Raw genomic sequence first — 22,514 nt, forward strand, 5'->3', positions numbered from 1 at the left:
CTGTTTAGATTCTCTGTTTCTTTTTCAAAAGCAAGTAGACAGCCAAAGTTACCAAGCTGATCACGCTGCCGGCAATCAAGCTGACCGGCAAATAGACCAGGGTCAGCTGGTGCTTGCCCCCCTTTAAGTTGAAGGCCAGGAGGCTGGAGGCATATTGGCTGGTCTTGACCCGTTTGCCGTTATCATAGACCAGCCAGTTCTTGGAATAAGGAATGGTCGTGATCCAGAGCTTCTTTTGGCTCTTAAAAGTCTGGCTGGAAATTTTCAAACCCGTCTGCTTTAACTTGAGTTCTGGCTTTTTCAGCTGTTTGATCCCGGCCTTGAAGGCGGAATTGTTGAAGTGCCAGAAGAGGAGGCCGGTTAAGTCCAGGGTCGAATTGGTCAAGTTGAAAGTGACCTTGATCCTGGTCTTTTTATTTTGGCTGGCAATGTTGACCAGGCGAATCTGCCCGTCCCGGCTCTCGTAGTTATAGAAGATGTTGTTGACGCTCAAGCTGGCGGTCTTGAAGTCAAAGCCGTCCGGGAGCTGCAGGTAGTAAGAGTCATCGCTTTTTGGCGTCAAGATGAAGGTGACAGAAGCCGGCTTAGCTGAGTTGGCCTTCTTAAAGGCCAGGGGGTTGGACTGGTTGACTTTCAAGCTGGTCAGCTTGACCTGGCTCTTGACCTTGCTGAAAAGCTGGCCGGACAGACCCAGGCTCTCCCAGAGCCTTTGCTGGTTGTAAATTGGGTTGTTGTCTAGGAACTTGACCTTTTTCTGCCGGCTCTGGCTGGCAAAAATGACTGGCAGGGCCTGCTTGTTTTCCAAAATGCTGATTTGCTTAAACTGCTTTTTGGGATAATAGCTGTTTAAATCGGCCCGGTGGTTTAAGTTGTCATAAGGCATCCGCTGGGCAGCCGAGACGCCGTCATAAGAATAATTCGGCTCCAGGTAGTACTTGACTCCTAAGAAGGCATCAGTTAGGAGAGTTCCGCCCTGGTTGGTATAAGAGTTGCTGTTATGGACGTAGCCCAAGCGGCTGAGCAGGTTGGAGGTGCTGGAATTGCTGATGGAGTTGAAGGTGGTAATCCCGTAATAGCTGCCAGTGAAGGGGTCATCATCCGACCGGCTGAAGCTCTTTTCCGTTCTGTAGAGGCTGGAGTCGGTCTTGGCCAGGTAGCTGGTGGCCTGGTTGACGTTCTCTTCAAACTTGGCATAGTTCTTGTTTTCCTGGTAGGAAATCGCGTTTAATGAAAAAATCAAGTTGACCGTAACTTCAGAAACGACTAAAAGCAGGGCGTAGTGGCCGGCTAGGTAGTGCTGGCCGTAGATGAAGAGAATGAAGAGCAGGCTGGCTAAAAGAAAGAGGCCAGTCGAGATTTTCCCGTCTTGCCGGATGAATTCCAGCTTATTAGGGTCAATAGCCAGGTAAACAGAAAGGCAGGCTCCTAAAAGAGCCGCCAGGACCTTCTGTTTGAGGTTGAAGGCAGGCTCTCTGTCCATATTTTCCAGGGCCAGGTTCAAGGCATAGAAGGAGACCAGGAAGCTGAACCGGGCCGGGTACCAGACTGGGAACTGGCCTAAATGCCAGATCAAAACCAGAGGTGTAAAGGACAGCGAAAGGACTAAGAAGGCCAAAAGCAGGCCCCGGGCCAGTTTTTCCCGCTTGCTGAACTTGGAATTAAAGATAAAGAGCAGGGCCAGGAGGGTAAAGCAGGAGCTGATGAAGATGTTGGGCAGGCCGTCCGACATTTCATGGAAGCTGTAGGCCCCGTCAACTAATTTAGCGGCCAGCTGGTAGGGCGGGAACTGGAAATTCAGCTTCCAGCTGATGTCGGCATCGGTTTTGCCGGCTAAAAGCTCTAAAAAAGTCGGCCAGAGGCTGATCCCGGCCAGGCAGCTGCCAAAGAAGCTGCGCTTGAAGTAGGTCCAAAAGCGGGCTTTTGGCTCCCTATTTGTGGCCAGGCCCACCAGCAAATAGAGCAGGCCAAAGAGCAGGGTCATGTAGCCGGTATAGAAGTTGGTCAGCCAGAGCAGGAAGGTGACCAGGACCAGGTGATTTTTCTTCCCGGCCAAAAGGCGGTCAATTGCATTTTGCAGCCAGGGCAAAAGGACCAGGCTGTCCAGCCACATCAAGTTCAAATTGTTGGCAACCACAAAGCCGCAGAGAGCAAAGGCCAGGCTGGCAGCCAGAACGTATTCTTTAGCCAGCTTGTACTTCTTCCCCCAGACCAGGTAGGCCGACAGGCCGCTGGCCCCGATCTTGCAGGAGATGACCAAAAGGATTCCCTGAGGCAGGAACTTCTGCGGGAAAAAGAGCAAGAGCAGGTTGAAGGGACTGAGCAGGTAGTAGCTGTCCGTCCCTAGCATGGAGCCGCCCAGGCCGCTGGCAAAGCTGTAAATCAACTTGCTTGGGTCTTTAAAGAGCTTTTGCTGATAGTAGGCCAGGAAGTCAACGTACTGCTGGCCCAGGTCGACGGTCAGGATATTGCCCTTCTTGCTGATGAAGTAGCCGGCAAAAATCAAGGCCGGCAGGGCAAAGGCCAGGCAGGCATAAAGCTGCCTAAGGCTGAATTTTCGAAAAAAACGTTTTATTTTGGACATGTACATTAAGAATTAGCTAACTCCTCTTCTGAATGATAGAATTGCTTAGGTCTTTTTGCTAAAATTACTTGTTAGTGAGGATGGTTTTATCGTGAGTTATTTTAGAAAGAATAGCGGAACTGGCAACAGTAGTCAAACCGCAAACACCCCTCTCAGAATGAAGATTCTGGTCGGGGTCATCGTAATTTTGTTCGCGGCCTTAATCGGCCAATTAGCACACTTGCAGCTCTTTTACGGTTCGCGCTTTTCCGCGGAGGTCAATGCCACCGACGAAAAGACCATGACCAAGTCTGTCCCCCGGGGGGTCATGTACGACTCCCAGGGCCGGATCCTGGTCGGCAACAAGGCTGAAAACGCGATTACTTACATGCGCAGCTTGTCGGCAAGTTCCAAAGAGATGTACAAGGTTGCTAATACCCTTAGTAATTATATAAAAATTACCGACGAAAAGCCGACAAAAAGACAAATTGCCGATTACTACCTGGCTGACGAAAGCCGTGCTAAGAAGGTCCTGGCCGCCTTGCCCAAGTCGCAGAAGAAGTCGAGCCTGTCGAATTCAGAGGTCAACGACAACGAAGTGGCTTATGTTGAAAACACCATCAAGCCGTCTTTAACCAGCCAGGAAAAGACAGCTGCCCTCTTGTATAACAAGATGTCAGGGGCGACGACCTTGTCGACGATCAACTTGAAGAGCAACGGCCTCAGCAACAAGGAAATCGCCCAGGTCGGCGAGCACTTGTCCTCCATGCCGGGGGTCGGGATCGGGACCGACTGGAACCGCTACTACCCGAACGGGTCTTCAATCAAGAGTATTATCGGGTCAGTTTCCACGACCAAGACCGGTTTGCCGAGTGACAACCTCCAGTACTACCTGGTTAACGGCTATTCCAGAAACGACCGGGTTGGGACTTCTTACCTAGAAAAGGAATATGAAGCCCTTTTGAAGGGGACCAAGGCCAGCTACAAGGTCACCAGCAACTCTAATAACAAAATCACCAAGACCAAGCAAGTTTACAAGGGCCAGTCCGGGGCCAGCTTGAAGTTGACGATTGACGCCAAGTACCAGGCAGCCGTAACCAAGGCCCTTAAGCAGCAGTTTAACTCAGCCTTGAGCGCCGGGGCAGCCAGCCTGTCCAGCGGTGCTTACGCTGTTGCCATGAACCCGAATACGGGGGCTGTCCTGGCCATGTCCGGGATCAGCTATGACCCGTCAACGCGCAAGATTTCTGACAACGCCCTGGGCAACATCAACCAGTCCTTCGTTATGGGTTCCGCTGTCAAGGGGGCCCAGGTGGCCGGGGGCTTGATCAACAAGGTCATCACGCCAACCAACAACACCCTGCCGGATACGGCTATCTACCTGCCGGGTTCCCCGGTCAAGAAGTCTGTTTACCCGGTTGGGATCTTCAGCTCCTTGACAGCAGCAAGCGCTTTGGAAGTATCATCCAACATTTACATGATGCAGCTGACCCTGCGTTGGGTAAAGGCCAGCTATGTGGCCAAGCAGTACATCCACATGCCGCAGACGGCCTTTGAAACCTTGAGAAACAACTTCAAGATGTTTGGCCTGGGGCAAAAGACCGGGATCGACCTGCCGGGTGAAAGTTCCGGGATTGAAGGGGCGTCAACCAACTCAAACGGGATCATTCTGTCCGGGTCAGTCCTCGACGAATCCTATGGGAACTACGATGCCTACACCCCGATTCAACTGGCCCAGTACATTTCAACGATTGCCAATGGAGGCTACCGGATGCAGCCTTACGTTGTCCAGTCTATTGGCCGCACCAGCAGCGACGGCAAGCATTTCTATGCTTACTACAACAAGAAGCCAACCGTCCAGTTCAAGATTCCTTGGGCAAAGGATGAATTAGCCGTCATCAAGCAGGGGCTCTACCAGGTTGTCCACGGCACAAACGGTTGGGGGACGGCTCACGCCCTGAAGAATGTCAAGCCATCGATCTCGGCCAAGACCGGGACGGCCCAGACTTTCTACTACAATACCAAGACCAGAAAGTCGACCGATACAGAATTGATCAACGAAACCATGGTCGGCTGGGCTTCCTCCAACAATCCGCAGATTGCCTTCGCGATTATTTTTGCCGGCATTGATCCGGACAAGGAAGGCAGCTACAACAAGAACATGGCCAAGGCGATGGTGACGACTTACTACAAGATGCATAAAGGGAAGTTTTCAAGCACAAATTAATAGTTAATTTAGCAAGATAACTTGCTCTTTGCCCTTGAAAATGTTATGATTGTACAGTCAGATATTAATTGTAGGTGGTGAAAATAATGGCAGACAACATCATTTTAGAATGCACCGAATGTGGCGACAGAAGTTACTTATCTAAGAAGAACAAGCGTAAGCATCCGGAACGTTTGACCTTGAAGAAGTATTGCCCAGTTGAAAGACAGGTAACTCTTCACCGCGAGACTAAGTAATAAAAGATAGCAGGTCGAAAGGCCTGTTTTTTTTATTTTGCAGGAAGAGAGGGCGTGATTGCTTTGATGGACAAGAAAACTTTCCGCTCCTGGCAAAGGCAAAGGCTGGCGGATTTTGCCAAGAGTCCAGCTAAAAAACAGCAAGACCGGGAATTGACGGCGCTAGCCTTAGAGAACCCAATGGTCCAGCAAGCGGAAAAAATCGGCGTAACCCTGCCCCTGCCGCTGGAAGTGGATATAAGCGGCTTGATTAAAGAGCTTAGGCAAGAGGGCAAGGAGCTCTATTTGGCCAAGTGCCATCCCGGCTGGCAGCTGGACTTTTTAAGATGGGACGAAGATGCTCCCTTAATGCAGACCAAGTTTGGGGTCTGGGAGCTGGCTGAAGAGAAGGAAGCCGACAACGATTTGGACCTGCTATTTGTCCCCGGCCTAGCCTTCAGCCCGGCGGGCAGGAGCCGGATCGGATTTGGCGGGGGCTACTACGACCGCTTTTTGGCTAAAAATCCCGTCAAGACCCTGGCCCTGGTCAATTCAGCCATGTACTTCAAGACTCCTGCCTGGCCAATGAAAGACCATGACATAGCCATGGATGATTTGATACTTGTAAAGGAGGCCGGCGATGAATAATCTGCGGCGTAATTATATGACAACCGCGCTGGTTGTAGTCCTCTTTGCCGTTTTCCTGGTGGAAACATTTATGGGAGGCTCTGAGAGCACTTCTGTTTTGCTGAAAATGGGGGCCATGTTCAACCCGGCCGTGGTAATGGAAGGACAGTGGTGGCGCCTTTTTACCGCCCAGTTCCTCCATATCGGGATCATGCACATTGCCTCAAACGCGATCATGATCTACTATATCGGCCAATATGCTGAACCGGTTTTCGGCCACTGGCGCTTTTTGCTGATTTACCTGCTCTCAGGGGTCGGCGGCAGCCTTCTGACCCTGGCCTTTGGCAATGACCAGGCTATTAGTGCCGGGGCCTCAACTGCCCTTTTTGGCCTTTTTGGGGCCATGACCTGTGCCGGCTTTAAGGACAAAGACAACGCTCTTTTGTCATTTTTAGGCCGGCAGGCGCTAGCTTTGGCGGTGATCAACCTGGTCTTAGACATTTTCATGCCTGACGTGGACATTCTGGGCCACCTTGGTGGTTTGATCACCGGGGCCTTGCTGGCAGTTATCCTGGGGGACGCGACCTACCGGGGCTACAGCAAGGGCGGCCGGCTCTTGGCCGCGGCCGGCTTGATTGTCTATGTGGTTTTGACTTTGCGTTTGGGAATGGCAGTGACGGTATAATGACTGTTTTGAAAAATCTTTACGATGTCCAGCAGCTTTTGAAAAAATACGGCATCCTGGTCCACTTGGGCAAGCGGAAGTGGGACATCGAATTAATGGCGATTGAATTAGACAATTTGTATAAGGCCGGCCTCTTAGAGAAAAAAATCTATTTAAACGCGAAACTAGTCTTAAAGCATGAGCACGAGTACGAAGAGCGGCTTGAACGGGAAAAAAGGCTGGACTAGCTAGCCCCAGGCTGAATTTAGCGTTATTATAAGATAAGACTTGCAAGAAGGAGCTTTTTTCACATGACCAATTTTTTAATCGTTCTTGACGTCATTTTGGGTGTCATCCTGCTGGGCTTTCTGGGCTTCTGGGCCTACAACCGGATCCAGGCCAAGCGCCTGGGCGGGGAACTGACCAACGAAGAATTCAAGGCCGGGATGCGGAAGGCGCAGATCATCGACGTCCGCGAAGCCGATGAGTTCAAGCATGAACATATTGACGGGGCAAGAAACATCCCTTACACCATGTTCAAGTACCAATACTCAGAACTGCGGCCAGACCTGCCGGTCTATCTCTACTCGGACTCTTTGACCATGACCCTGCGCTGCGCCAGTATTCTGCGCAAGCACAATTTTGCCAAGATCTTTTACCTCAAGGACGGCTTCTCCCAATGGGATGGCCGCAAGAAGGCAGCCAAGAACTAAGCTGAAAGCTTGCTGAGAAAATTTCTCAAGCAGGCTTTTTTGGTTTATGATGATAGAAGAGAAAATTGCAGGAGGATTTTATGCAAAAAGTAGTGGCTATCGTCGGGCCGACCGCCGTGGGCAAGACCAGCCTGGCCATCGAGCTCGCCAAGAAACTGGACGCAGAGATCGTCTCCGGGGACTCCATGCAGATCTACCGGGAAGTAGCCATCGGCACGGCCAAGGCCAGTCCCCAGGAGCAGGCAGAAATCAAGCATTACCTGGTGGACGCCCATTCGGTCTTTGAAGACTTTTCCGTTAAAAATTTCGTCGATGAAGCCCGGTCTGCCATCGGAGAAATCGCGGGCAAAGGCAAGCTGCCCATCATTGCCGGCGGCACCGGCTTTTACGTCAATGCCCTCTTAAACGACATGCAGCTGGGCGACAAGGAAGAAGAAGCAGCCAGCGTGGATCCGGAATGGGAGGACTTTTTAGCAGCCAAGGGCCCCCAGGCCTTGTGGGAGGAATTAAACAAGAGAGACCCAGAAGCTGCTAAGAAGATCCCGGTAGCCAACAGCAGAAGAATCCTCCGGGCTCTAAGCGTGATCAGCCGGACGGGCGGGCTTTTTTCCAAGCAGCAGGCTGAAATCAAGCCCCGCTACGACTACTTGATCATCGGCTTAAACGGTGACCGGGAGGCCATCTACCAGCGGATCAACCAGAGGGTGGACTTGATGATGGAGGCCGGGCTGTTAGAAGAGGCCCGCTTTGTCTACGAGCACCGGGCCGGCGAGCACCAGGTCCTGCAGGCCATCGGCTATAAGGAATTTTTCCCTTATTTTGCAGGCGAAGCCAGCTTGGAAGCCTGCGTGACGACCTTGAAGACGGCCTCAAGACGGTATGCCAAACGGCAGCTAACCTACTTTAGAAACAAATTGCCAGTTGAGTGGTACGACCCCTTGACCGACCCAAACTGCGCGAATAGAATTGCTGTCAGAATAGAAGAATGGATGAAGGAAGAAAAATGAAAAAATTACCAGATGAATTAAAGGCAATCCTGGCTGAAGTTGACCAGGAAATCGCACCCCGCCTGCGGGAAATTGACGACCAGGTGGTCTATAACCAGGAAAAGGTCCTCAAGGCCTTTGTCGACCACCAGGTGGCAGAAGCCGACCTCAAGGGGACCAACGGCTACGGGGATGACGATATCGGCCGAGACAAGCTGGAAGCTATCTATGCCCAGGTTTTCCATACTGAAGACGCGCTGGTGCGGCCTCAGTTCGTTTCCGGCACCCACACCTTGGCCGTGGCATTAGACGGCAACCTTTTGCCAGGTGAAACTTTGACCTACCTGACCGGGATGCCTTATGACACTATGCAGCAGGTGATCGGCCTGGCCCCGAAGAAGCGGGGGACCTTGATTCAAAAGGGGATCAACTTCTCTTACGTGCCTTTAAACGCAGAAGGCGGGGTTGACTATGAGGAAGCAGAAAAGGTCCTTAAGCGCGACCAGCCGCATATTGTGGTCATCCAGCGGTCCAGAGGCTATGATACCCGGCAGAGCTACACGGTTGACCAAATTAAGGAAATGACTGCTTTTGTCAAAAAGGTCAGCCCAGAGAGCCTGGTCTTTGTCGACAACTGCTATGGGGAGTTTTCTGAAAAGCATGAGCCGACTGAATACGGGGTCGACTTCATGGCCGGCTCCTTGATCAAGAACGCCGGCGGCGGGATCGCCCAGACTGGCGGCTACATCGTCGGCAAAGAAGAACTGGTCGAAAACGCGGCCATCCGCTTGACGGCACCGGGGATCGGCAAGGAAGAAGGAGCTACCTTGACCAACATGCACGAGTTCTATGAAGGCTTCTTCCTGGCCCCGCATACGACGGGTGAAGCCATCAAGGGGATGATCTTCTCGGCTGCCCTTTTGGAAAAGATGGGCTGTGAAGTCACGCCGAAGTGGGATGAGCCGCGGACTGACCTTATTCAGACGATTATCTTCAATGATCCGGAAAAGATGATCAATTTCACTAAAGAAGTCCAGAAAAATTCGCCAATTGACTCCTTTGTTGAGCCGATCCCCAGCGACATGCCCGGTTACGAAGATAAAGTCATCATGGCCGCCGGCAATTTCGTCTCTGGTTCAACCATGGAATTCTCTGCAGATGGTCCTATCCGGCCACCTTACGCCCTCTACATGCAGGGTGGTCTAACTTATGCTCACGATAGAATAGCGGTTACAAATGCCGTAAGTCATTTATTTTTTAAGGAAAAAGGCTAAAAGTCCTTTTTTATTAAAGAAGTCTTTAGACCAATTTGACCTCAAGTGGGCAGAGTGGTATCTTTAAAGCATCGATTAGCACAGAGCCAATTGATTAGTTGATCGTAAATTTATTCTTGATTTTTAAAGGTGAGAACATGAGTAAGGTATTTACTGAAGAAGAAATCCGTAAAGATGTAGAAGAGAAGAACGTTCGCTTTTTGCGCCTGGCCTTCACTGACATTAACGGCACGCTGAAGAACTTGGAAGTTCCTGTCAGTCAATTGGACGACGTCTTGGGCAACCAAACCCGTTTTGACGGTTCATCAATCGATGGCTTCGTTCGTCTGGAAGAAAGCGACATGGTTCTGTACCCAGACCTGTCAACTTGGTCAGTTCTGCCATGGACGACTGTTGAAGAAGGCACTATCGGCCGCTTGATCTGCTCAGTCCACAACGTAGACGGCACGCCATTTGAAGGTGACCCACGCAACAACTTGAAGAAGGTCGTTGCTGAAATGGAAGAAATGGGCTTCTCCGACTTTGAAATCGGCTTTGAGGCTGAATTCTTCCTCTTCAAGGAAGGCAAGAACGGGGAAGAAACCACTGAAGTTTCCGACCACAGCTCATACTTCGACATGGCTTCTGAAGACGCAGGCGCCAAGTGCCGCCGGGAAATTGTTGAAACTTTGGAAAAGCTGGGCTTCCGCGTAGAAGCTGCTCACCACGAAGTCGGCGACGGCCAGCAGGAAATCGACTTCCGCTTCGACAACGCTTTGGCAACCGCTGACAAGCTGCAAACTTTCAAGATGGTTGTCAAGACTATCGCCCGCAAATACCACCTGTACGCAAGCTTCATGGCTAAGCCAGTTGAAGGCTTGGCCGGCAACGGGATGCACACCAACATGTCCCTCTTTAAGGACGGCAAGAACGCCTTCTACGACAAGGATGGTCAATACCACCTGTCAACTACTGCCTTGACTTTCTTGAACGGGATTTTGGAACATGCCCGTGCTATTACCTGCGTGGCCAACCCAACGGTCAACTCCTACAAGCGGCTGATCCCAGGCTTTGAAGCTCCGGTTTACATCTCATGGGCCAGCCGGAACCGGTCACCAATGGTCCGGATTCCTAACGCTAACGAAGTCGGCACCCGCTTGGAAATGCGGTCAGCGGACCCAACTGCTAACCCATACCTGCTTCTGTCAGCCTGCTTGAAGGCTGGTTTGGCCGGGATCAAGGAAGGCAAGCTGCCGATGGCCCCTGTAACTTCCAACCTGTTTGAAATGACTGATGACGAACGCAAGGAACTGGGCATCAAGCCATTGCCATCAACCCTGCACAACGCCATTAAGGCCTTCAAGGAAGACGAAGTCATCAAGTCTGCCTTCAGCGAACACATTGTTGACAGCTTCTTGGAAATGAAGAAAACTGAATGGGCTCTGTACACCCAATCAGTTTCAGAATGGGAAGTAAAGCGCTACTTCAACTACTAAAATTCAGAATACGATATTTATCATTGACTAATCAGAAAGTCTGCCTTTTGGGTAGGCTTTTTCTTATGAAGAAATCAGACTTAATTATCTTAAGCTGGCAGGCTCTTGCTAGCGCTTTATTGCTGAATTATGAAAAAAAGGCAAAGAGATTTTTGTCAGCCTTAGCGCAGGAGGGAGAAATATGGTAAAATCTAACTTGTTTTTAAGCAAAAATCATTGATTGAATAGATTGAGACCGAAGAAGGTTTTAAAGTGAGCAACAAGAGCGCAAGTAGTTTCCCGGCCAAAGCGGGGCGGATGGAGAAGGAAAAGGGCAAGTCGATTTATTCCAAAGACGTCATCTTAGTCATGACCGCCTCTTTCCTGTTTTTGTTCGGGACCATGTTCAACAACCCATTGATCAACGGCTATGCAGAAAGCCTGGGGGCCAGCAGCATTTTAGCCGGGGTGATCGTGGGGATTATGAGCTTCGCGGCCATGTTTCTCAGACCAATCGCCGGCAACTTGACTGACAAATTCTCCAAATACCAGCTGTCTTTTATCGGCGGGGTGCTGATCCTTATCGGAATCGTGGGCTATATCATTTCACCTAATGGGGAGCTCCTGCTCTTGTTCAGAATCATCAACGGGACCGGCTTTGTCCTTTGCACCGTCTGCATGACCACCTGGATCGCCTTCCTGGTTCCCCGCCAGCACGTCGGGGCGGCCATGGGCTTGTACGGGCTGATGAATGCCTTGGCCATGTCTATTGCCCCGGCCATCTCCATCAATCTCTACAAGGTAATTGGCTACCGGGAAACCATGATGCTGCCAGCCGCAGCGACTTTGATCATGATCATCATCATCCAGTTCGTCGGCAACCGGGCTGTACCTAGTCCCCGGCAAAAAGAAAAGAAGCAGTTCAAGCTGATCTCCGTCAATGCTTTGCCAGTGGCACTTTTGATGACCTGCTTCGGTATCCCTTACTTCGTCACCCAGGCCGACATCGTGACTTACGTGGCCAAGATGCACATGCCAGTGGCAGTAGGGAGCTATTTTTTCATCTACGCTATCGTCTTGCTCTTGATCCGGACCTTCCTCAAGAACTACTTTGACACGGTCCGCTTCGGGGTCTGGTTCTGGCTGAGCCTGGTGGCTACGGCCATCTACCTGGTCTTACTGGCTTACATGAACAGCAACTGGATGATGGCTTTAGGGGCAGCTGGGATGGCGGTCGGCTATGGCTTGATTTACTCAGTATTGCAGTCAACGGCCCTGCTTTTGTCACCGGCTAATGAACAGGGGCTGGGCAGCTCTACCTTTTACCTGGGCCTGGACATTGCCATGGCCTTTGGACCAATGCTGGCTGGGGTGGTGGCCAAGGCCCTGCCAGGCCGCTGGTTCTACCTGGTTCAGCTGATCGTGGTGCCGCTGGCCTTGATCGTTTACCTGGTTTGGCGTAAGCGCTTGAATGGGGCAATTGATAATCATTAAAATCCAAAAATTAAGCCAGCCGCCAGGCTGATTTTTCTTTTGCCCGCTAATTGGCTATAATGGTCGTTAGCGTAAAATTTTTGGAAGGAAGGCAGCAATAATGGAAAGCGAAAAATTGAAGGCAGACTACATCAATTGGGTGGTGGGGCAGACGGTTTTTAACCCCTGGTCAGACACGGTTGTCCAAGTTGAAAATGAACTGGTTGATGCATACGGCCGCAAGCCTTTCGTCCTGGTCGAAAAGAGCGGGGATAAATATACGGTAACTGATGACGGCTACCTCATGTACAAGTACAATCCTACGGAAGAAAACGAGGATTTAAACGAGTACGCGGCCGGGATGGTCATGGATGCTGGTTTTGACTTTGATGAAGACAATGCCGTGATTGCGCAGACGGTCAGTGAAGAAAGTTTGCCAGGCGCCATCAGCGCTTTGATGCAGCTGGAAATCATGATTTCTTTTATTGCTTAAGAAGTAAGGAGGAAGAATATAAAAGTATGGATTCTTTAGATGAAACCGGCAAGCGGAAATATATTTCCTGGCCGGTGATCGCTCTGATGGACTTCGTGACCGTGATTGGTTTCGATGACATCATCTACAATTTTCAAAACCAGGGCCTGGCTGTGGTCAGTGACTGGGTTTTGCTCTTGGTCTTGTTCGTCATTCCTTATGAAATGATGGTCGGTCACCTGGGCAGCGTTTTTGCCAAAGAAGGGGGCGGTTTGTCCTCCTGGATCCGGCATACCTCTGGCGACAAGATGGGCTACATTACTGCCTGGTGCTACTGGGTGGTTTCTCTGCCTTACCTAGTTGACGTGGCCAACTCAACCGTCATTTCCTTTGCCTGGCTCTTTAAGGGGCGGGCGCTGGATGATAGTGAAATGTCCAACTGGGTCTTTGCCTTGTTCACGGCTTTGATCTTCGTGGCCTTCATTTTCTTCCAGCATAAATTTGCCAACTCCCTGCAATGGCTGTCCATTATCGGGGGCGGGGCCATGTTTGTAATGACCATTCTTTTTGTCATTATGACCTTTGCCTACCTGGGCGAGGGGCGGTCGGTAGCGACCCAGCCCTTCCACTTCAAGAACTTCTTGCCGACTTTTGACATGAAGTTCATGATGTCCCTGGGGCTCTTGATTTTTGCCATGAACGGCAGCGAATTCGTCGCCCCTTATGTCAATGAAATGAAAAATGGTCCCCGGGACTTCCCGAAGGCCATGTACATGCTGGCCGCGATGACGGGCTTCTTGACTATCTTTGGTTCCTTCAGTTTAGGTGTCTTCTTTAATGCCCACAAGCTGCCGGATGACCTCAAGATGAACGGGTCCTACTACGCCTTCCAGGCCATGGGGGACCAGTTTGGGATGGGCAACTTCTTCTTGTATGCCTTCATCATCACCCAAGCCCTCTACATGCTGGCCCAGCTGGCGGTATTGGTTGACGGCGGGGCCCGGATCTTCCTGTCTGACACGGCCAAGCAGTACCTGCCAAAGCAATTGACCAAGGTGGACAAGAACGGCCTGCCAATCAACGGCTACTGGCTGACCACCTTCATTTGCTCAGTTTTGCTCTTCTTGAGCTCAACTTTGCCAACGGTGAACGACATCTTCAACCAGCTTTTGAACTTGAACGGGATCGTATCACCTTACGTGACCGGCCTGCTTTTCTGGGCCTTCATCAAGGTGCGGATGCATGAAGAAGATTACCCGTCAGCTTACGTCTACATCAAGAACCGGAAGTTTGCCATCTTTGTCGGCTGGTGGTGCTTGATCGTGACTCTGACCGGGGCTACCTTCGGGATTGTCCCAATCGATGCTAAATTCGGGACGGCCAAGTGGACCCACATGCTGATTCTTAACATCGTTGAACCTCTCTTCATGATTGCTCTCGGCGTAATTTTGCCGCTCATTGCCAAGTGGCAGAGAAAGCGCGACGGTGAAGAAGGGTAAAAAAATAGATTCAGTTAAAATAATTGACCAAAAGAAAAAGAGAAGCAATTTGCTTCTCTTTTTTACTTGCTGTCATGCAAGGCTTGCTTGTTTAAAGACCGAAATTCTCCTAAGCTGAAGGGGGGAAAGCTGAAGTTCATCAAGGAAGTCGCTGACGAAGTTTGGGGCGAATAACAGTAAACTGACTAAGTAATATAGACAAAAACTCCTGTGCAAGCTAAATGCACAGGAGTTTATTTGTTGCTTATTCTATTTTTGCTTAACTAAAATTTTTCGCCGACTTCAGCAGATTCAACATCCGGCAGAGGTTGGCCGTTTTGGTCAAAGTAGCTGTCCAGGTCCCGGCACCAAATAATGGCGATGGTGTTTTTCCCGCAGTGAACGCCGACAACAGGACCGATGATGGACCGGTCGAACTTGTCCTTTGGGAAAGCAGCTTGATAATCTCTAAGCCATTCCTCGCCCCGGTCCGGGTTGGCCGCGTCAAAAATCGTGGCTTGGATCGGGTAGTCCTTGTTTTCCGTCAATTCACGGAAGTCATTTTGGACATGCTTGTAGGCCCGCTTGTATTGCCGCTCCTTGGCAATAGCGGAGATATGGCCAGTCTTTTGCACGTCCATGGCTAGGATTGGCGTAATGTGGAGTAAGGTGCCGATAAAGCTGGCCGCGTTTGACAGGCGGCCGGTCCGCTTGAGATGGGCCAGGTTGTCGACCAGGAAACGGACGCCGATCGTCTTGCGCAGGTCTTCCAGGTCCTTCATGATGAGGTCGATGCTGGCTCCCGCATTAACCAGGCGGGCAGCCAAAATGGCGCAGTCAGCCAGGCCGGCACAGGTCGTACGGCAGTCAAAAGGATGGATCTTGATCCGGTCTTCTTCAGACGCGTAGTTGACCAGGTTGTTGTAGGAGCTGGAGATCCCGCTGGACAATGGCAGGATGATTACGTTGGTGTAGCCTTCTTCCACGTAGCGGTCGACGAATTCCATGATCTGACCCAAAGATGGCTGGGAAGTGGTCGGCAGGGTCTGGCTGCTGGAGATTTTTTCATAAAATTCTTCATAGCTGATATCGACTAAGTCGTAATAGGTCTTTCCGTCCCAAATCAAGGGAATCGGAACCACGTCAATGTGGTATTTTTCTTGTTGCTCCTTGCTCAGGTAAGCAGAACTGTCAGTTAAAACAGCAATTTTCATATTTTTCCTCCGAGCATTTTTAGTCTAAAAACTTTTATACTGATTATATTTTAGTGAAAAATGGACGATTGGGCAAGAAAACGGAGCAGGGAAAAGAATGCCTTTTCAAACTAGAAAAAAGAGTTATGATATTAAATAGGAGAAGAATAACATTTATTACGCGAATGGGGGCGAGCGCTATGGAAGACATCTTTTTTACGGTAACTGGCTGCAACCACTACTACGGCACGGAAGCTTTCAAGCCGAAAATGAAGGTAACCTTGTACAAGGAACCTGACAACAAGTATGACAAGGAAGCCATCCGGGTCGAAGCCCGGGCCCTGGGCAAGATCGGCTACGTGGCCAACAGCCCGTATACGGTCTTGGGCGAAAGCCGCAGTGCCGGCCGCCTGTACGACTTGATTGACGACGGGGCGACGGGGCGGGTGCTCTACGTCCTGCCGCACGGTCTGGTCTGCGAGCTGGAAGAGACCGGTTTTGAAAAAGTTAAAAAGATTTATAAAAAACACAGACAATACTAATTTGCCGTGAAAAATCCTGCTTGGAAGTTCAATGTTGCTTTCAAGCAGGATGTTGCTTTTTTAAAGAAAATATCTACCGGCAAATTCCAAACAATAGGTTGACTATGCATGGTCTGTGTTAATAGCATTAAAGCTTTTAGTAAAAAATTCCCTTTAAAAATGCAGAAATGGTGCTAGAATAGTAACAATTATTTTCTTAGAGGGTTAAAAGACACTATGAAAAAACTGATTGACCTCCACCTGCACTTAGATGGCTCCGTGCCTCACTAAACCGTCCGCAAACTGCTGGCTAAAGGAGGCAAAAGCCTGCCGGAAGCTGGATGAATACCTGGATAAGTTCGACTTCCCCTTGTCCTTAATGCAGACGGCATTACTTTAGAATGCTGTGCCAGCTCAAATTTGAATACCAAGGTTTTTGACCAGATCGCTGAATATCCGCTCCGCTCTATGCTGGGGAAAAAATTACGGGTGACCTTGAACACTGACAACATGACGGTTTCAGCTACCAACCTGCCACATGAATACCAGCTTATGGAATAGCAGGGCTTGACCGAATCCGAAGAAAGCTCTATTTGAACTCGGTTAGAGCGGCTTTTGCCAGCCAGGAGGAGAAAGACCGCCTATTACTTTACTGGAAAAATAAACGTCAAGAATTTTAGAACGAAGAAAACTGCATCCCTGGGGATGCAGCTCTTTTGATTAGTTGTTGATGTTAAGCTGTAAAGTGTTAAGTACTAAATTAGATTGAATCTGTTGTTTGTTATCTTATTTCTTTTTGTCTGTATCTTATTGGTACAGTGCCGTTGACAGGTAGCGTTCCCCGTTGTCCGGCGCTACAGTGACCACCTTCTTGCCAGCACCCAGCTTTTTAGCCAGTTCAATAGCCCCGTGGATGTTGGCTCCGGCAGAAATCCCTGGCAAAAAGCCTTCCAGGCGGGCAACTTCTCTGGCCATTGCAAAGGCATCATCACTGGAAACTTCGACAATCCCGTCGTAGATGGACTGGTCTAAATTCTTTGGAATGAAGCCAGCAGAGATCCCTTGAATCTTGTGCGGCCCCCTCTTGCCTTCCTTTAAAACCGGGGATTCTGCAGGTTCCAGGGCGTAGACCTTGACGTCACCGGCCTTCTTTAAGGCCCGGCCGATCCCGGTCAAAGCCGCCAGGCAGCCAGTTTTTTCTTTGAAGATTGATAAGTTGAGCAGATGATTGTCTCCGCTTTTGTTGACAAAAATGAAGAGGGCAAAAAGTATTACACCGGCTAGAAGCAGGATCCAGGCCAGATTACTGCTGCCGATTAAGGACAGGGCGTAGATGATGGTGAAAAGAGTCAAGCCCAGCAGGATCAAAGCAGGAGCATCAAATTTTTCCTGCCGGCTGACAACTTGGTTGCGGATGTAAAGCTGGCCGCCAACCATGCTGACCAAAGCCAGGGGCAAAAGCAGCCAAAAGATCATCCGCCGACCTTTCTAATAACACAAAAAGGCTGTCAGCGATAGCTCCGCGACAGCCTTTTGATTTATTTCCATTAAAGTTATTCTAGCATAAATTACTGTTTTTTGCCTGAGCAATTATTTCCGGTAAAGCAAAAGGGTAGTTTCAGCCAGGTCGATAGTGTAGTCTTCCGGGTCAAGTGGCCGCTTGGTCATGCCCTGGTCAGTTGAGTAGATGATCAAGCCTAACTTAGCGCCAGCTGGCAGGGTGTAGTAGGTCGGCTGCAGGTCAAATTCCAAGTCGACAAACTGGCCTGGCGTTAACTTGCTTGGCTGCTTCATGTCCTGGTAGTTTTGCAGGTTCATGTGGGACTTGGTGATCAGCTTGGCCTTAGTGGCCTTGTCTGGGACGAATTCCTGTAGGGAGTCTGCTCCAAAGCGGAAGCCAAATGGCTGGTTTCCTCTGGCAAAAATCTTTGGCGTAGCCGTCAGCCGCTGCCGGGTCTCCAGGTCAACCAGGGCAACGGACAGCTGGCCGACAGTCTTGTTAGCCGCGACCCGGACCCGAACCTTCGGCCGGCCGACCAGGGTAGTCGGGTGGAGGAATTCCTCGCTTTCAAAGCGGAGGCTAGCCTTGGCCCATTTTTCCTCCCCGCTGATAAACTGGTATTCCCAGTCAGTTTCGCTGATGCCGGCCTGCTTGAATTCTGTCCCGCCCAAGTCGGTAAAGGTCAGCTGGCCCTGGCCGTTTTCAACCGTTGACAGGTCGCCGTCAGCCGTTGGCGAATAGAGGCTGGCCTCGCCCAGGTCGTTGGACCAGTCGCCTTCTTCGTGCCACTTGTCAGCTTCCAGGTTGTCCTGGATCATGACCTTTGGCCATTGCTCATAAGCCCCGTTTTCCACTTCCAAAAGCTCGTGGACGAACCAGAGGTTCATGAGGTCGGTGAAGTCGATGGAAACCAGGTTGTTCATGTTGTAGTGCGGCCCTTGATGCAAGAAGAGGTGGGATTCAACTGGCAGTTCTTTGACCTTTTGCCAGATCTTGTAGACGTTCTTCGGCTTGACGTTCCAGTCATTTAAGCCGTGAACGGAAATCCAGGAGCATTTGATACCGTCAGCATGGTGGCGGTAGTTTCTGGCCTCCCAGAAGTCAGAATACTGGCCGCTCGCCCGGTCTTGTTTTTCAAACAGGTCAGCCTGCTCTTTTTCATAAGCCTTTTTGGCGGTAAAATTGCCCCCATCCCAGAGGTTGGACTGGCAGACTTCAGCCAATTTGTCCAGGTCTTCACCCTGGCATTCACCAGGAGCAATTACCAGGCCGTGTTCCCGGTAGTAGTCATACCATGAAGAAATAGCGGCTTCAGAAACCACCGTCTTCAGCCCCTTGACCCCGGTAGTGGCAATCGCAATTTGCAAAGTGCCCAGGTAGGAGCGGCCAGTCATGCCGACATTGCCGCTACACCAGCTGGCCTTGGTCTCAAAGCGGCGGGTTCGGTCGGTGTAGGCCACCCGGTCGCCAGTCAGCCATTCAATGACTTCTTTTTGAGAGATGGTTTCTTCGGGTGCCCCGGTAATCCGGATCCCGTCCCCGTGCCGGTTGCCGATAGCTCCGGAGAAGACAGAGGCAAAGCCCCGGGCCAGGAGGTATTCGTTTAAGCCGTAAGAAGACTTGCCGGTGGCCAGTTCAGTGGCTGGCACGTCCTGGTCACTTGGAGCCGGGCTCTTGACCAAAGGCTTGGCCACATATTTAGGATTAGTCCAGCAGGTCGCGTCAGTCAAGTTCTCATCGACATTGTGGTTGCTTTTTTCATTTTCAATGATCCCGCCAAAGTATGGTGAAGCCGTGTAAAGGGCTGGGACTTTCAGCTGGTCCTGGCTTTCGACTGGCCGGAAAACCGTGACTGGTAAAAGGTCGCCAAGCCCGTCGCCATCAGTGTCCAGGTCGCTTTGGACATAAACCACTTCCCGGATGACCTGGCTTGTGTCAAAAACTGGCAGGGACTTGCCGTTAAAGAACATATACTTGCCTTCCCCCCAGAACTGGGTGAAGTAGCCCTTGCCGGCCATGACGTCCAAAAGGATCTGCCCGTTTTTGCTCCGGGTGTTGAGCAGGCGGTAGAAGGCAAAAAGCAAGTCTTCCTTGCTGGTCAAGTCCTTAAAGGCCGGCAGGGCATGCTTTTTCCCGCAAGTCAAAGGATCAGTCAAGCTGTAGTCGTAGTTTGGGTGGTAGCCTAAAAGCTGCAAGGCGACGTTGGCAAACTGGCTAGCGGTGATGGCGGTTGGCGTCTCCAGCAGAAAGGCAGCCAGGTCGGTCTGGTCATCAACGGCAAATTCCGCCAATTTGGCGTCTTTAGCCTGGCGGGTCGTGGCTTCCGCCAGAACATTCCCGGTTAAGACGGCCAGGAGCTCACCAAAGGAAAGGGAAGAGTAGTTTTCCGGCAAAAAGTTGATCGCCCGCATTTCCTCTGTAGCTTTTTGTGGACTGGTTTCAACGTAGGCATATTGATTGTATTTCATGCTTTACCTCATCTTTATAACTTTGTATCTTTGTATCTTTACATTTATAGGTTGTTGAATCTTTTGCTTTTTCCAGTTTATTAGCTGTTTTTTAAGCAAGTTCTCAAGTTAATGCAAGCAAACCGCTTCCTCTTTGTCAAGGAAAAAATGAATAAGAAAAAAAGCAACTTTTTTCTGAAATATGTTTGACAATTAATCCCTAGTCTAATATACTTAATTTGTTGCGTCAGAGCATAACGGTTCGGTAGCTCAGCTGGATAGAGCAACGGTCTTCTAAACCGTGGGTCGTGAGTTCGAATCTCACCCGAATCATGATTGCAACTAGAGAAATCACTGAGGCTTGCCTCGGTGATTTTTTGTTATATCCGCATAATAATTTGCCAGGCTCGCAAAAGTAAACTATAATGAAATAAATAATAAACGTTTGTTCGAGCAATCCTGGCCACTTGGCCGGGTCCTTTTTATTTGTTCGCGATTTTTGACACAAGGCAGGAAATGTAATGACGACGGTAATTTTAGCAGAGAAGCCCAGCCAGGCCCGGGCATACGCGGCAGCTTTTGCCCAGAGCCAGAAGGGGGAGGGGCAGATCAAAGTGGCTGACCCGATTTTGCCGGCAGACACGGTGATCACCTATGGCTTTGGCCACCTGGTGGAAATGGCCTTGCCGGAAGCCTATGACGCCAGCTACAAGCACTGGTCTTTAAAGAAGCTGCCAATTTTTCCAGACCGGTACAAGTATCTTGTTCCCCGGGACAAGAAGAAGCAGTTCAATATTGTCGCTAATTTGCTCAAGCGGGCAGATACGATCGTGATTGCCACTGACAGTGACCGGGAAGGGGAAAACATCGCCTGGTCCATTATGCGGCAGGCAGGAATTGACTTAAAGCAGAAGAGGCTTTTCCGCCTTTGGATCAATTCTTTGGAAAAAGCCGCGATTCGTGAAGGCTTCCAGAACTTGCGGCCAGGCTGGGACTACTACTACCGCTATAAGGAAGCCCAGACCCGGCAGATCAGCGACTGGCTGGTCGGGATGAACGGCAGCCCTTTATTTACCTTGCTGCTAAGAAAGCAGGGGATCAAGGGAACCTATTCCATCGGCCGGGTGCAGACGCCGACTTTGTACATGGTCTACAAGCGTGACCAGGAGATCGCCAATTTTAAGCCAGAGAAGTACTGGCTGCTCATGTCAGATTTTTGGCAGGGGAGAAAGAAGTTTACCGGCCGGCTTTTGCCAGAAACGAAATTTAAGAGCCCGGCAGAACTGGAGCAATTTTTGCTTTCTAAAAGCGGAAGTTTAGGCAAGCAGACCGGCCGGGTGGCTAAGGTAGACAAGGAGCAAAAGAGCCTGGCCAGCCCCCGCCTCTTCTCTTTGTCCAGCCTGCAGACGGAAGCCAACCGCCGCTTCCACGCCTCAGCCAGCCAGGTTTTGCAGGCCGTGCAGAATTTGTATGAAAACAAGTTTTTGAGCTACCCGCGGACTGACTGCAACTATATTACGGACAATGAGTATGCCTACCTGGCCCAGAACCTGGACCGCTACCAGGGGCTTTTGCCAAATTCTGCAGAAATTAAAGAGCAAATGAAGCCCTTAAAGGCGGAGAAGCGCTATGTCGACTCCAGTAAGGTTCAAGAGCACCACGCTATCATCATGACCAAGACCGTGCCTAGCCAGGCACAACTGGGCAAAATCTCCAAGCTGGAAGGACAGGTCTATGACCTGGTCTTGCGGCGAACTTTGGAGATGTTTTTAAAGGCCTATGTCTATGAGAAGACCACGGCTTTGATTAATGTCGGCCAATTGACTTTTAAAGCCAGCGGCAATGTCAGCGTGAACTTGGGCTGGAAGATTTTGGAAGGGCCAGTGAAAGATGCCCAGCTGCCAGCTCTGGAAGTTGGCCAGGAACTGACAGCTAAATTGAAAGAGCAAGAAGAAGAGACCAAGCCTCCAGCCAAGTTTACGGAAGGGAGCCTGATCACGGCGATGAAGACGGCCGGCAAGACCCTGGATGATGAAGAAGCCCAGGCCATTTTAAAGGACGTGGAAGGGATCGGGACCGAAGCCACCCGGGCCAGCACCATCGAAATTTTGAAGAAACGAGGCTACATGCAGAGCCGGCAAAACAAATTGTCGGTCACCCCGGAAGGAACTATCCTTTGTAAGGCGGCAGAAGCTGAGCCGCTTTTAGTCAGCGCGCAGATGACGGCCCAGTGGGAAAAGGCCTTAAAGCAAGTCGGAGCCAAAGAACGGAGCCAGGATAACTTTTTAGGGCAGATCAAGAAATTCATTTCAAAGATGATCACGGAATTGCCAGGCAAGATCCAAGTTGACCAAGGCCTGCAAGAAGAAGCTCAAACCTGGCAGGTCAAAGCCGCGGCAATCGGCCCTTGCCCGGTCTGCAAGAAAGGCGAGATCACTGATAAGGGTAAGTTTTACGGCTGCACTAATTACCGGGGCGGCTGCCACTTTACCCTGCCCAAGAAATTTGCTGGCAAGAACATGGGCAAGCGGATCGTAAAGACTTTGATCAGCAAGGGCAAGACTGACAAGCTGGACGGTTTTGTCTCTAAAAAGAGCGGGCAGCGGTATTCAGCCAAGCTGCAGCTGGAGGGGGACAAGCTGTCTTTGTCTTTTGACTGATTTTCAAAACAGCGATTTCGAAAAAGAGTTAACAATTTCGTTACAAATG

17 protein-coding genes, 1 tRNA gene and 2 pseudogenes are annotated in these 22,514 nt (G+C 50.4%); 16 read left to right on the forward strand and 4 right to left on the reverse strand.

Going from position 1 to position 22,514, the window contains the following annotated elements:
* Positions 1–4 precede the first annotated feature (4 nt).
* On the reverse strand, positions 5–2,587 hold the full coding sequence (locus tag Q0J41_RS01905) for a YfhO family protein (protein ID WP_366937231.1): 2,583 nt from the start codon (positions 2,585–2,587) through the stop codon (positions 5–7).
* Positions 2,588–2,672: 85 nt separating this feature from the next.
* On the opposite strand from Q0J41_RS01905, the gene Q0J41_RS01910 reads away from it, so the two are divergent.
* The 12 genes from Q0J41_RS01910 to Q0J41_RS01965 all read left to right on the forward strand — a co-directional run bounded on the left by Q0J41_RS01910 (position 2,673) and on the right by Q0J41_RS01965 (position 14,164).
* Positions 2,673–4,787, forward strand: a complete 2,115-nt coding sequence (locus tag Q0J41_RS01910; RefSeq protein ID WP_296225440.1) for a penicillin-binding protein 2 — start codon at positions 2,673–2,675, stop codon at positions 4,785–4,787.
* A gap of 86 nt (positions 4,788–4,873) precedes the next feature.
* The gene (gene rpmG, locus Q0J41_RS01915; RefSeq protein WP_002879260.1) at positions 4,874–5,023 is read left to right on the forward strand and encodes a 50S ribosomal protein L33; all 150 of its coding nucleotides are present in this window, start codon (positions 4,874–4,876) and stop codon (positions 5,021–5,023) included.
* Positions 5,024–5,077: 54 nt separating this feature from the next.
* On the forward strand, positions 5,078–5,650 hold the full coding sequence (locus Q0J41_RS01920) for a 5-formyltetrahydrofolate cyclo-ligase (RefSeq protein WP_366937232.1): 573 nt from the start codon (positions 5,078–5,080) through the stop codon (positions 5,648–5,650).
* Positions 5,643–6,314, forward strand: coding sequence for a rhomboid family intramembrane serine protease (locus Q0J41_RS01925; RefSeq protein ID WP_296225456.1), 672 nt, complete (start codon positions 5,643–5,645; stop codon positions 6,312–6,314). The genes Q0J41_RS01920 and Q0J41_RS01925 overlap by 8 nt, the downstream gene beginning before the upstream one ends.
* A complete protein-coding gene (locus tag Q0J41_RS01930) occupies positions 6,314–6,541 on the forward strand; it encodes a YqgQ family protein (protein WP_003614169.1) in 228 nt (75 codons plus the stop codon). The genes Q0J41_RS01925 and Q0J41_RS01930 overlap by 1 nt, the downstream gene beginning before the upstream one ends.
* A 63-nt stretch (positions 6,542–6,604) precedes the next feature.
* A complete protein-coding gene (locus tag Q0J41_RS01935; RefSeq protein WP_296225460.1) occupies positions 6,605–7,006 on the forward strand; it encodes a rhodanese-like domain-containing protein in 402 nt (133 codons plus the stop codon).
* 80 nt (positions 7,007–7,086) lie between these two features.
* Entirely contained in the window at positions 7,087–8,013 is a 927-nt protein-coding gene (miaA, locus tag Q0J41_RS01940) for a tRNA (adenosine(37)-N6)-dimethylallyltransferase MiaA (protein ID WP_296225463.1), read from the forward strand.
* A complete protein-coding gene (locus tag Q0J41_RS01945) occupies positions 8,010–9,266 on the forward strand; it encodes a methionine gamma-lyase family protein (protein WP_296225465.1) in 1,257 nt (418 codons plus the stop codon). Before miaA ends, Q0J41_RS01945 begins: the two co-directional genes overlap by 4 nt.
* Before the next feature lie 137 nt (positions 9,267–9,403).
* Entirely contained in the window at positions 9,404–10,741 is a 1,338-nt protein-coding gene (gene glnA / locus Q0J41_RS01950; protein WP_296225467.1) for a type I glutamate--ammonia ligase, read from the forward strand.
* A gap of 252 nt (positions 10,742–10,993) precedes the next feature.
* Positions 10,994–12,214, forward strand: coding sequence for an MFS transporter (locus Q0J41_RS01955; RefSeq protein WP_296225469.1), 1,221 nt, complete (start codon positions 10,994–10,996; stop codon positions 12,212–12,214).
* Positions 12,215–12,314: 100 nt separating this feature from the next.
* A complete protein-coding gene (locus tag Q0J41_RS01960; RefSeq protein WP_296225472.1) occupies positions 12,315–12,686 on the forward strand; it encodes a hypothetical protein in 372 nt (123 codons plus the stop codon).
* A 26-nt stretch (positions 12,687–12,712) separates the two neighbouring features.
* Positions 12,713–14,164 (forward strand): amino acid permease, encoded by a 1,452-nt coding sequence (locus Q0J41_RS01965; RefSeq protein WP_296225474.1) that lies wholly within the window; start codon positions 12,713–12,715, stop codon positions 14,162–14,164.
* Positions 14,165–14,427: 263 nt separating this feature from the next.
* Here Q0J41_RS01965 and Q0J41_RS01970 read toward each other — a convergent pair whose 3' ends face one another.
* Complete coding sequence (locus Q0J41_RS01970; protein WP_296225475.1) at positions 14,428–15,357, reverse strand: DegV family protein; 930 nt, start codon at positions 15,355–15,357, stop codon at positions 14,428–14,430.
* A 179-nt stretch (positions 15,358–15,536) separates the two neighbouring features.
* On the opposite strand from Q0J41_RS01970, the gene Q0J41_RS01975 reads away from it, so the two are divergent.
* Positions 15,537–15,878 (forward strand): HIRAN domain-containing protein, encoded by a 342-nt coding sequence (locus tag Q0J41_RS01975; RefSeq protein WP_296225477.1) that lies wholly within the window; start codon positions 15,537–15,539, stop codon positions 15,876–15,878.
* Between the two features lie 363 nt (positions 15,879–16,241).
* A pseudogene (locus tag Q0J41_RS01980) lies at positions 16,242–16,537 on the forward strand (hypothetical protein); the annotation flags it as partial.
* Between the two features lie 127 nt (positions 16,538–16,664).
* On the opposite strand, the pseudogene Q0J41_RS01985 reads toward Q0J41_RS01980, so the two are convergent.
* Both Q0J41_RS01985 and Q0J41_RS01990 read right to left on the reverse strand, forming a co-directional pair.
* Positions 16,665–17,033: pseudogene (locus Q0J41_RS01985) on the reverse strand (pyridoxal-phosphate dependent enzyme); the annotation flags it as partial.
* Positions 17,034–17,447: 414 nt separating this feature from the next.
* Positions 17,448–19,826, reverse strand: coding sequence for a Xaa-Pro dipeptidyl-peptidase (locus tag Q0J41_RS01990; RefSeq protein ID WP_296225480.1), 2,379 nt, complete (start codon positions 19,824–19,826; stop codon positions 17,448–17,450).
* 238 nt (positions 19,827–20,064) lie between these two features.
* On the opposite strand from Q0J41_RS01990, the gene Q0J41_RS01995 reads away from it, so the two are divergent.
* Together Q0J41_RS01995 and Q0J41_RS02000 are read left to right on the forward strand one after the other, a co-directional pair.
* Positions 20,065–20,138 (forward strand) — tRNA-Arg (locus Q0J41_RS01995).
* Between the two features lie 188 nt (positions 20,139–20,326).
* The gene (locus tag Q0J41_RS02000) at positions 20,327–22,465 is read left to right on the forward strand and encodes a type IA DNA topoisomerase (RefSeq protein WP_296225482.1); all 2,139 of its coding nucleotides are present in this window, start codon (positions 20,327–20,329) and stop codon (positions 22,463–22,465) included.
* The last annotated feature ends 49 nt before the right edge of the window (positions 22,466–22,514 follow it).

The organism is uncultured Lactobacillus sp. (assembly GCF_944327175.1).
In the GTDB taxonomy this organism is placed as follows: Bacteria; Bacillota; Bacilli; order Lactobacillales; family Lactobacillaceae; genus Lactobacillus.